Here is a 9,605-nt window from a genome sequence, read left to right on the forward strand (position 1 = left end):
CCGGTAAACCCGTAAACTTGAAGGTTTACTTGAGGTATTTGTTGCGGAAGGTTGCTCGGTGCGCGGCGAGGACAACGATGGGCCGCTTTTCGCATGCGAAAAAGAGGCGGTTTTGACCGCGTTGATGCGGTTTTTGCTAGAGGCGTGTGGCGTCCGCGTCGACGCCAGCGTCGTAGAACTTCTCTATTGCCCGGTATTGTCGGGCTGCATCGCCCTTCGTGTATATCGTCGTCGTTGCAAGACTGGCATGACCGAGGCCCGCCTGCACGTCGCGCAGGTCGCTGCCGGCGTCCAGCGAATGATTGGCGTGCGTATGGCGAAGCCAATGCGTGCTCGCCTGTCGTAGATCCGCCGCTGCGCCGGGGTACGTTCGCTCCAGTTGCTGCGCGGCGCGTTCGAAAATCCGCTTGTATAGCCGGGCGAGGGCATCCGGGGTCAGTGGCCGCCCCGTCGTCAGGTGGCCGATCAGCGGCGTCTCGTTCGGGGCCGTTTCCAGCGTGCAGGGTGCGGCGCGCCCGCGCAGCACGCCAGCAAGCGTGTCGATCAGCCGCGCCGGCATGGGCACTACCCGATCCCGCTTTCCCTTGCCCCGGACCTTCAGCGTCCAGGCGTCCTCCAGCGCACCGTCCAACGCCTTGCGGGAGAGGGCGCCGGTGGTCGCAGAGACCAGCTCGGCGCGGCGCAGACCGGTCGCATAGGCGAAGAGCAGCGCGAACCGGTCGCGCAACTCCGCAGGTGTCGGGTTAGGCCGGCTCACGGTCTGCAGCACAAAGCGCCATTGCGCGTGCGTCAGTGCGCGGCCGGTCGCGTCCAGGTCCGCCTTGCGGCTGCCGACCCTGGGCAGGCCGTGGAAGGGATTGACCTGCAGGTATTGCTGCCTGACGAGCCAGCCGCACAGGGCGGATAGCAGCTTGCGCGCCGTCTCCCGACTGCCCTCCGGCAACGGTTTGGCGAACGGCCGCCATGCCGGATCGAACCGCTCGACCTTGCCCTTGCCGACCCAGCGGGCCGCCGGCTGCGGATCGGCCAGAAACTGGTTGATGTACTCGCCGCAGTCGAGGGTGTTCAGGGAGGAAAGGGGCTTGCGTTTGACGATCACAGCCCACAGCAACAGGCGCTCGGCTTCGCGCCGGTAGGCGCGCGCCGTATGCTCGCTGCGCGATCCGCAGATCGAGATCCACGCGTTGATCGCGTCAAGATCGGTGTTGAGCGAAGCCTGGTGCGCCGGTAACGGCGCGCGGTTCAAGCCGCGCGAGCCGTCCAGTTCGTTCGGTACGCGGAGCGATTCGAGCGGCACGACATCGACCGACGTCCCCAGTTGGGGTGGCCGCGCGAGCGCCGGGTGGCCGGCCGCAAGTTGCCGCCGCGGCGTGATCGCGAGCACCGACAACTCCTCGCCGAGCGAAGCGGCGTGCAACGACAGCCATGCAGTGACGCGCTGTGCGCCTTTGGGGCCCAGCCGGGGCACGGCCGCGTACCAGCGATGCCGGCGGCGCCGGATTAGCGCGAGCAGATCGTCCAGAGTGGACAGCCCTGCGGCACTGAGGCGCGCGGCCAGCGCTGGCTCGAACCAGCCATCCAGCGGGTGACTGGGGGCCGGTTCCTCGGCGAGAGCCTTCTCCATGCGGGCCAGCGCCGCTGCCTGGCGAGCGCGCAGGCGCGCATTGCGGGCAATTTTCCGATCGACGCGGGGCGACCTTTCCGGGGGAAAGTCGACCCGGTATAGCTCCAGCAGCTCGGCCTCGCCGTACACACTGTCCGGATCGACCTGTGCGCGATAGTCGTCGAGGGACGGCGTGTCGTCGCGCCCGTGCAGTTCCGCGGCCGGAATGCTGCCGGGTTTCAGACGTAGCAGGTGGGCGGCCTCGATGTCGCGCGCACGCCGCGCGGCGACGGCAAGGGCGTCGCGCAGCGTCGTGACGAGGCGCCGCGTGACGCGGACGTCGGTCCCCGGTTCGCCGTAGGCGGTGTGCAGCCCCTCGATCGCCGCGCCCTCGAGCCAGCCGCGGTACAGCGCGAAGTGTTGACGGGTTAGCCGGCGAGCGGCTGATTTCAGCGGCTTCATGCCGGCTCGGCCCTTTGGGCTGGCGTTGCCGATGTAGTGGCCGGAACCGTCATCGTATTCAGCAGATGTTCCATAAACGACGGCAGCATGCGGGACAGACCGATGCGGCCCTGCAGCTCGGCACGGTAGACCTCAACCTTCGCGTCGTCAAAATGGCCTCCCATATGGAACACGCCGATCCCCTCAAGCGAAACCCGATTCGTGATCGTGGCGGTGCCACAGTGGCTAAAGGTGTTGTAGTAGTCCTTGGCCTCCCGCAGCCGCTCGACAGCGACGGCAAGTACCCCAAGTTGCACGGCATTCCACGCCAACTGGTCGACCGCGAGATAGCCTCTGGTCAGCTTGTCGCCGGCGTTGAGTCGATCCCAGTACAGCATCTTGATCTCGGACTCTTTCTTCGTTTTGCGCCTCACGATGAGCGGTTTGTCCGCTGAGCAAAGGATCGACATGGCAATCCCTTCAATGACCTGACGCATGAGGTTACCGGCGGCCGGCAATTTGCCGGTGAGCAGCAGTTTCGTCGACACCATGATGTCGTCCAGGACCCCGAAAACGAATGCCCCGACAAGCGCAGTGCGAACCGTTTCCGTTTTGGTGGCCGCCTCATTCACGGCAGTCATCAGGCGGAAACAACCGGCGAGCGCTTCGCACAGTTCGAGGATCGGTCCGCTCAGATGTTCGGCAAACTTGTCCTTGACCCAGCGGTCATCGTCGAACAGCTCATTGAGCAGCGCCTCGGGATTGGTGGGGTCGATCTTCGGTGGCGTCATCACAGAACCGTTTCGGTGAGAAGGCATGACGGATCGGCGCCAGACCCTTGCCCGGCGGACGTTCCAGCGAAGTGTAGCGGAACACGTGAAATCTGACGAGGAAATCCAGCGTTCGTGATAACTCCGGTTATCAGATGTGCGGATTTCTCGACAGCGGCGTCACGGTGCCTCTTTTCGGGCAGAATGCAGCGCAGATTGGTGGACCGGCCCAGTGAGGGCAGGGGCGACCGCCGATGACAGGAACGAGGGCTGAGCAATGTTGCAGTTCGATCAGGCGTGGCGCTACGAGTCTCCGGGTGTGATGCCCGATGACGTCGTCGACGCGGTGTTCTCTCAGGTCATTTCCCGCCTGCCCGCGCAAGGCAGCCGGCAGGATGTCTACGAGCTGTTCAAGCCACGCTTTGCCGCGTGCTGCGGCGAGTCTGCCGGCCGAAGCTCGAGCGAAAGCTGGGCCGTAAGCGACCTCCTCGCCTATATGAGACAGGCAGCGGGTAACGCGGCACTCTTCGTCGAGGCCTTGTACGACGCCCTGCAGGACTTCGCAAAGAAACATCCGCAGGCAGGCCTGCCGCCGTGGCACTACGTGAATGACGCGCTCGCTCCGAGCGGGTTCGCGATCGATCCGCCGAGGCTGGTCGCGGGACGCGTTGCCGTGCCGGTTGCGGTGCCGGCGAAAGTCCCGTCACTGGACGAGCAGGCGAACGACCGCATCCAGCGCTCGCTTTCGGAGTCCGAGCGATTGCTGAATACCGGCAAGTACCGGCTCGCCGTACAGGAGATCCTGTGGTTGCTCGAAACCGTGTCGACTGCGTTCCAGGGTCTGGAGCACGAAGACGGCACGGTAACCGGCAAATACTTCAACCGGATCATTGGCGACCTCAAGCGGTTCAACCGAGGACGTGTACTCAGCGAAGCGATTTCATGGATCGAGAAGTTGCACGGGTACTTATCGTCGCCGTCCGGTGGCGGGGTGCGACACGGTGCGGTGCTGAGCGACGCTTACGAGCTGACGGAGGGCGAGGCGCGCCTTTTCTGTGATCTCACGCGCAGCTATCTGACGTACCTTTTGCACGAACATCAGCGTCTCGGGGTCCGATAGACGCATGTTTCACGCGACGTGCGCTCGACTGCGGATCACTTCTGCTGATAACGTTCATGCCGTCCGCGATCAAACGAGAAACAATCAGACACCATGCATCTGAACGCGTCATTTTTCGCCGTCCTGTTGCTTGTCGGCCTGATATTTATCGTCGGTAACAAAGCGAAGGTAAAGAGCCCACGGTATCGCGCGAGGTTGCTCCTCACCGAGAATGAAACCGAGTTCTTTCATCGGCTGCGCCGGGCGCTGCCGGACGCGCACGTGTTCCCGCAGGTGGCCATGTCCGCGCTGATAGAACCTTGTTCGCGTACGAAAGAGCGAATCGGCGACTTCAACCGAATTTCGCAGAAACGCGTCGACTTCGCAATTTGCGACCCCGAGCTGAAACTCATGGCGGTCGTCGAACTGGACGATCGGACACATAACCGCAACAGGGACGCCGCGAGGGACGCCGCGTTGGCGAGCGCCGCGATACGGACAATACGTTTCGAGTCCACCAGAAAACCAACGGAGGCAGAAATTCGACTCGCGGTTTTCGCGCATCAGGACACCCAGGTCGACCCGCGTAAGCCTCGGCCGCTCACGCTGGTCAGCTAGACGTCGCAGGGCGCGGCGCCCCCTGACGGAAACTGCCATTCATTGCGCATGCGAAAACCGCTCGCGATTCGTTTCGATCGCTGAATTAGGCTAAGAGCGTGGCCGCGTCAGTGACCGTGCCGTCAGGTGATCTTCGGCCGCCCAGCCGCGGCCAAACGACTCAAGGAACCTCAACAAACAGCCGTTAAGAGCGACGAGCCATCTTGAGGAAACCCCATGTACAGCAAAACCGTCGTAACGGCCGCCGCGCTTGTCGCTTGCCTAACCACGGGCGCGTTCGCCCAAGCACCGGCACTGCCGGCCGTTCCACTCCTGCAGGCCGTGTCGCCCGATGGATACACGAAGCTGTCGATCGATCAGCGACAGTTCTACGTGGCAGGGGCACTCGACACCGATCGGGTACTCTTCGAGCAGACCAAGCCGCTTTTCGCGGCCTGCCTGCAGGGCATAACCATCGCCCGAGCCACCGAAATTGTCGATCGAGGCCTCACCACGCTGGAACCGATGCTGCGGTCGAGCATGCCCATTGCGGTCCACAATGCGCTGCTGATGGACTGCGATCGACGTGGCTTCAAATCCTCCTGACTCACCTGCACACACCGATGAACATCTTCTACGCCCTCTCCGAGGGGCGCGGCAGGTTGACCGAAACGAACCTCAGTGCGTTCGCGGCGTTCCTGCTTGCACCTAACAAACCGCACGGCTTCTCGCATGCGTTCCTGCATGCTTTTCTCACCGAGGTCGCTCGATCCTGCGGCGATCCGGAGCGCTTCAGCGCCGCGCTGGGGCATCCGCTCCTGAGCGTTGAAGTAGGTCTCGAAAAGAAGTACGACGGTCCCGTGTCGCGTATCGTTGACATTGAGATCCAGTTAATGACCGGGGATGGAGACTCACAGCAAAAAGCCCATCACATCGTTATCGAAAACAAGGTGAAAGCCGGAGCCGCGCAGGCGCAGCAGCTTGCCGAGCAGTTCGCCTGCATCAGCGAAGCCAACCGCGACTTGCCGACGCCCATCACGGTGGTGTTTCTGACGCCGCCCGGCGAAGCCGCTGCGCTCTGCTCCGCGCGGAGTTCGACGCCCTGGAGCTCGACGGTCGCCATCCACACCGTAAGACGTGGCTGCGCTGGACCGGCGGGCCAGAAGGACAGCTGTCCGTCGTGGAGCTGATCCGCGACCTGCTGCGGCGAGAGGCGCTCGCCGAAATTGAGCCGATCTCGGATTACACCCGGCACACGCTCAAGGCGTTCGTGCAGTTCCTTCAGCGGGAAATCGTCGCTGAGTCGGTGGCGAAGCGCAGGTTCGCGAGCCAAGATTCGATGGACGTGATCGAGCAGCGGCTGGTCGAGCTGAACGGGAAGGAATACTTGATTGCTCGCTACCGCGGGGCGGGGACCTCTGGACCGGTGAAGGTGTTTGACGCGGAAGCCGATCAGGAGGTCGATGCACATCCGATGTTGCGACTGGCGAATGACCGGTACGACCTAGGAATCCAGTTGCTTGGTAGTGGTGGCCGGATGATCAACACACAGCTGCTCGGGAAATATGTACTGGCTGAACTGGCGAAGCGCCGTATCGGTGTCGCGTCGTCTGGCGACTGACATGCTCCGCAGAGACCATCTTCGCAGCGGCACTGACACGGTGTGACGCAGGTTGGTCATGTCGGGGGCTGGTTCCCCGCTGCGTTGGCTGGTACCCTCAGACCAAGGCGAAGAATGTTTTTCGCATGCGAAACGGACGGGAATATCCATGACCATCAGCGTGGGCTCGGCGTCCTGGACGGACCCGACGTTAATCGCCAGCAAGCGGTTTTATCCTCCCGGCTGTACGAGCGCGGAAGCGCGGCTGCGGTTCTACGCGACCCAGTTCCCGCTGGTCGAGGTGGACTCGAGCTACTACGCAATGCCAAGCGCCTCGAACGCTGTTCTGTGGGCCGAGCGCACACCGCCGCATTTCACGTTCAACATCAAGGCGTTCCGTCTCTTCACTGGGCATCAGACGGACCGGACCAAGCTGCCCAAGGATATCCAGGCCGCCCTGCCCGCAAGCGATAAGAAAAACCTGTACTACAAAGACACGCCGGGAGACATCCTGCGTGAACTGTGGCGCCGGTACATTGAAGCGATCGAACCGCTGCGCAAAGCGGGCAAGCTCGGAGCCGTGCATTTCCAGTTCGCACCGTGGGTCGTCAATAACGCCGATGGCCGGGCTCACGTCGAACACTGTGCGGATGTGATGGAGGGCTACACGCTCGCGGCTGAGTTCCGGCACCGATCGTGGTTCTCGGACAAGGCGCGCGAATCGACGCTACTGATGGAACGGGAGCGCGGCTTCGTCAACGTGGTGGTCGACGAGCCCAACACGACGGCCAACTCGATCCCTGCCGTGTGGGAAGTGACGAATCCGCGACTCGCGCTCATCAGGCTGCACGGCCGCAATCATGAGACGTGGAACATTCAGGGCGCCACTTCTGCGTCGTCGCGGTTCAATTACGACTACACCGAGCAGGAGCTTGCAGAACTGGCCGTGATGATCCAGCGGATCGCAAAGAACGTTGAGCGGACCCACGTCGTGTTCAACAACAATTTCGAAGACCAGGGACAGCGCAACGCGAGGACCCTGATGGGTATCCTTGGTTCTGCGGCAATCTCGCCGTGAGCGTCGCAAGAGCGATCAGGGCAGGCGGAAACCCACAGTGACGGGCGCCGTGCGGTCAGACAGTTTTTTCAGACGGCGGAATCGCGCGGCGGCGCATCTTTCAGCCACTCCAGAAGTGACGGGCGGAAAGTGAAGACTGGCGACTTCAGCCAGTCGTCGACCGCTTCAGCGATCTCGGGAAGCACTTCATCCGCGTCGAACGGTTCGTCGACGGTCCCGGGCTGGTCGGCGGAAAGGTGGGCGCCGGCAAGCTCGTCGCCATCCCAGTACAGCACGCAGTACTCGGCAATGTCCGCGGTGGTTCCCAGCGGATGGTCACGCAGGAGCATGCCGACGTTCGCTCGCGCCTTTGCCAGCTCGTCGTCGAGTGGCGCCCATCTATACCCTCGATGTCCCAAGCTTGCCGTCACATATGCAAGTCTGACGAATGCGAATGCCCGTTGACCCAGGTCACCTTCATTGCAGCCGCTATACGCACAGAAGTGTTCGAAGTCGTCGAGCGGGGTATGCCCCAGATCGTTCTTGGGCAGCGCGCCATCAACGATGAACAGCTGCAGCAGCTCATCCGGCACCATGTGGGCGGCATCTGGCGGCGGCCGATCATTGCATTCAACGGCGCGTCGGAAGCTGGCGCGGCCCAGAGCGGCGGTCACGTACGCGACCCTGACGAAAGCAAAGGCCGTCGGCCCGAGTTCATCCTCTTTGCAGCGCGTGCGGGTGCAGAAGTCTCGAAAGTCGTCCAGCGGCGTGTGCCCGAGGTCGTTTTTGGGTAGGTCGCGATTCCCGAGGACAAGTTCAAGCAGCTGGTATGGCTCTCCGTAGCACATGGCGGTTCTCCTCGACGGTACACCCTAGATCAGCAAGACCGATTCCCAAGTATAAATTCGGCGTCTGGGTCGCCAGCATATTGCTGCCAAATGGAAATTCCTTGACTCCCATTTGAGACAGTACTAATCTGGGAGCTATGATGTTCTCATTTGGGAGGCTCGCATGGTACTGAATCAACCCGCCGGCCGCGACCCGGCCGCCGGCAAACGGGCGAAGGCGTTCGCGGGCTCCAACGGCCTCGGCGCACAACCGCACGACTTCGAATCATTCCGGAAGATGGACCCGCTTGAGCAGCGCCGCCAGATTCGTGAGGGAATGGAGGCGATCATTATCGATCGGGTCGCGAAGGAGCTGTTGCATATTCCCGTACAAACCCTGTTGAGTGGTCTTGGACTGCCGAGTTCGACGATCCTCCGCAAGATCTCGAAGGAAGAACGCCTGTCCGGACCCGAGTCAGATCGGGTCGCGCGAGTGCTCTATGTATTCGAGCAGGCAGCGGAGGTGTTCGAAGACGACACACTGGCGGCAGAATGGATGCAACGGCCGCATATGGAATTGGGCGGCCTGCGGCCGCTCGAGGTTCTGGATTCGCAGCCGGGCTACGACCGCGTGCGCGACTTGTTGCTTCGCGTCATCCACGGCGTGTCTGCATGAGGCTGTACCGACTCGCGAAGGAACGGCGCGGACATTATCGGGCCGATGATCTGAGCGGCAACGGCGCGGCGTTGGCCGGCGGCCGCTGGAACCCGCGAGGCATGCGGGTGCTGTACACGTGTTGTCACGCGTCGACCGCGCTGCTTGAGGCGCTGGTACACATGTCGGGCCTGCTGCCTGCCGGCGGCTATTTTCTGGTGACGCTCGACGTGGCGGACGCGGTCTACGATGCGGCGTTCGTGCCTGCGTTGCCGACCGGGTGGGCGGACCTGACGCGCGATCCGGAAGCGACGCGCGCCCTCGGCCGCCAGTGGATAGAGACCGGCGAACGGCTGGCAATGCGGGTGCCGTCGGTCGTCTGTCCAACCGACTTCAACCTGCTGTTGAACCCGATGCATCCCGACATGGCGAGCGTCAAGGTCCTCAGCAGCGAACCCTTTACCCTGGACCCGCGGCTCTTCGGCCCAGCAACAAGGTAGCACCATGCGCAAAGAATATGATCTGCAGACTGACGTGCTGGCGACGATCGTCGCCGCGACGTCATTCACAAAAAACCACTCCGACCTGCTGACGGCTTTCGCCACGCGCACGGACTATCGAAGTGCGCGCTACGTCATGACCCGCGACGTATACAGCGAGCGGCCGGCGCGCATCCTCGACGCGGAGGATCGCGAGATCGCGGCCGACTATCATGCGTGGATTGACGCGCAGCTCGAAGCGCATGGCGGTTCGGTGCGCGCGGTGTGGGAAGCGTACAGGAATGCTGGCTATCGGCTGACCGAGATCCGGCCGCTGCTGCATTACTTCGTGCATGACCGTGGTGGGGAGCAGGTGTCAGCGTCGGATAGATACTCCTCATTTTCGTCGAAGTAAATTTCCCCAGTTTTTTGTTTGGCGCCGCCGCGTAAGCGGTGGCGCCCCGTCGATCACCGATC

Annotated in this window: 12 protein-coding genes; 9 read left to right on the forward strand and 3 right to left on the reverse strand. The window is 62.7% G+C overall.

What is annotated here, in order from left to right; translation table 11 throughout:
• Positions 1 to 136 precede the first annotated feature (136 nt).
• Positions 137 to 2,065 (reverse strand): site-specific integrase, encoded by a 1,929-nt coding sequence (locus BG60_RS22075; RefSeq protein WP_033536815.1) that lies wholly within the window; start codon positions 2,063 to 2,065, stop codon positions 137 to 139.
• Positions 2,062 to 2,835 carry a hypothetical protein gene (locus BG60_RS22080; RefSeq protein ID WP_051996589.1) on the reverse strand — a complete coding sequence of 258 codons (774 nt, stop codon included), beginning with the start codon at positions 2,833 to 2,835 and terminating at the stop codon, positions 2,062 to 2,064. The genes BG60_RS22075 and BG60_RS22080 overlap by 4 nt, the downstream gene beginning before the upstream one ends.
• 256 nt (positions 2,836 to 3,091) lie before the next feature.
• Here BG60_RS22080 and BG60_RS22085 point away from each other — a divergent pair, with 256 nt between their 5' ends.
• The 6 genes from BG60_RS22085 to BG60_RS22110 all read left to right on the forward strand — a co-directional run bounded on the left by BG60_RS22085 (position 3,092) and on the right by BG60_RS22110 (position 7,188).
• Positions 3,092 to 3,934, forward strand: a complete 843-nt coding sequence (locus BG60_RS22085; RefSeq protein WP_033536814.1) for a type 2 periplasmic-binding domain-containing protein — start codon at positions 3,092 to 3,094, stop codon at positions 3,932 to 3,934.
• A 93-nt stretch (positions 3,935 to 4,027) separates the two neighbouring features.
• A complete protein-coding gene (locus BG60_RS36380; RefSeq protein WP_051996591.1) occupies positions 4,028 to 4,531 on the forward strand; it encodes a DUF2726 domain-containing protein in 504 nt (167 codons plus the stop codon).
• Positions 4,532 to 4,747: 216 nt separating this feature from the next.
• Positions 4,748 to 5,116: a hypothetical protein gene (locus BG60_RS22095; protein WP_033536813.1), complete on the forward strand. Its 369-nt coding sequence runs from the start codon at positions 4,748 to 4,750 to the stop codon at positions 5,114 to 5,116.
• Positions 5,117 to 5,133: 17 nt separating this feature from the next.
• On the forward strand, positions 5,134 to 5,700 hold the full coding sequence (locus tag BG60_RS22100) for a PD-(D/E)XK nuclease family protein (protein ID WP_033536812.1): 567 nt from the start codon (positions 5,134 to 5,136) through the stop codon (positions 5,698 to 5,700).
• Positions 5,691 to 6,131 carry a hypothetical protein gene (locus BG60_RS22105; protein WP_033536811.1) on the forward strand — a complete coding sequence of 147 codons (441 nt, stop codon included), beginning with the start codon at positions 5,691 to 5,693 and terminating at the stop codon, positions 6,129 to 6,131. Before BG60_RS22100 ends, BG60_RS22105 begins: the two co-directional genes overlap by 10 nt.
• A gap of 148 nt (positions 6,132 to 6,279) precedes the next feature.
• Entirely contained in the window at positions 6,280 to 7,188 is a 909-nt protein-coding gene (locus BG60_RS22110; protein WP_033536810.1) for a DUF72 domain-containing protein, read from the forward strand.
• A 68-nt stretch (positions 7,189 to 7,256) separates the two neighbouring features.
• On the opposite strand, the gene BG60_RS37895 is transcribed toward BG60_RS22110, so the two are convergent.
• Entirely contained in the window at positions 7,257 to 8,015 is a 759-nt protein-coding gene (locus BG60_RS37895) for a hypothetical protein (RefSeq protein ID WP_033536809.1), read from the reverse strand.
• Between the two features lie 163 nt (positions 8,016 to 8,178).
• Here BG60_RS37895 and parS point away from each other — a divergent pair, with 163 nt between their 5' ends.
• Genes parS through BG60_RS22130 form a run of 3 tightly spaced genes read left to right on the forward strand, consistent with a single transcriptional unit; the run spans position 8,179 to position 9,543 of the window.
• Entirely contained in the window at positions 8,179 to 8,670 is a 492-nt protein-coding gene (gene parS, locus BG60_RS22120) for a type II RES/Xre toxin-antitoxin system antitoxin (protein WP_051996593.1), read from the forward strand.
• Positions 8,667 to 9,149: an RES family NAD+ phosphorylase gene (locus BG60_RS22125; protein WP_033536808.1), complete on the forward strand. Its 483-nt coding sequence runs from the start codon at positions 8,667 to 8,669 to the stop codon at positions 9,147 to 9,149. The genes parS and BG60_RS22125 overlap by 4 nt, the downstream gene beginning before the upstream one ends.
• 4 nt (positions 9,150 to 9,153) lie before the next feature.
• Positions 9,154 to 9,543 (forward strand): hypothetical protein, encoded by a 390-nt coding sequence (locus tag BG60_RS22130; protein WP_034472872.1) that lies wholly within the window; start codon positions 9,154 to 9,156, stop codon positions 9,541 to 9,543.
• Positions 9,544 to 9,605 lie beyond the last annotated feature (62 nt).

Origin of the sequence: Caballeronia zhejiangensis (assembly GCF_000698575.1) — a bacterium.
Lineage (GTDB): Bacteria > Pseudomonadota > Gammaproteobacteria > Burkholderiales > Burkholderiaceae > Caballeronia > Caballeronia zhejiangensis.

Coding starts and splice junctions, on each gene's coding strand:
- BG60_RS22075 (WP_033536815.1), bottom strand. CDS start 2,065: ATGAAGCCGCTGAAATCAGCCGCTCGCCGGCTAACCCGTCAACACTTC.
- BG60_RS22080 (WP_051996589.1), bottom strand. CDS start 2,835: ATGACGCCACCGAAGATCGACCCCACCAATCCCGAGGCGCTGCTCAAT.
- BG60_RS22085 (WP_033536814.1), top strand. CDS start 3,092: ATGTTGCAGTTCGATCAGGCGTGGCGCTACGAGTCTCCGGGTGTGATG.
- BG60_RS36380 (WP_051996591.1), top strand. CDS start 4,028: ATGCATCTGAACGCGTCATTTTTCGCCGTCCTGTTGCTTGTCGGCCTG.
- BG60_RS22095 (WP_033536813.1), top strand. CDS start 4,748: ATGTACAGCAAAACCGTCGTAACGGCCGCCGCGCTTGTCGCTTGCCTA.
- BG60_RS22100 (WP_033536812.1), top strand. CDS start 5,134: ATGAACATCTTCTACGCCCTCTCCGAGGGGCGCGGCAGGTTGACCGAA.
- BG60_RS22110 (WP_033536810.1), top strand. CDS start 6,280: ATGACCATCAGCGTGGGCTCGGCGTCCTGGACGGACCCGACGTTAATC.
- BG60_RS37895 (WP_033536809.1), bottom strand. CDS start 8,015: ATGTGCTACGGAGAGCCATACCAGCTGCTTGAACTTGTCCTCGGGAAT.
- parS (WP_051996593.1), top strand. CDS start 8,179: ATGGTACTGAATCAACCCGCCGGCCGCGACCCGGCCGCCGGCAAACGG.
- BG60_RS22125 (WP_033536808.1), top strand. CDS start 8,667: ATGAGGCTGTACCGACTCGCGAAGGAACGGCGCGGACATTATCGGGCC.
- BG60_RS22130 (WP_034472872.1), top strand. CDS start 9,154: ATGCGCAAAGAATATGATCTGCAGACTGACGTGCTGGCGACGATCGTC.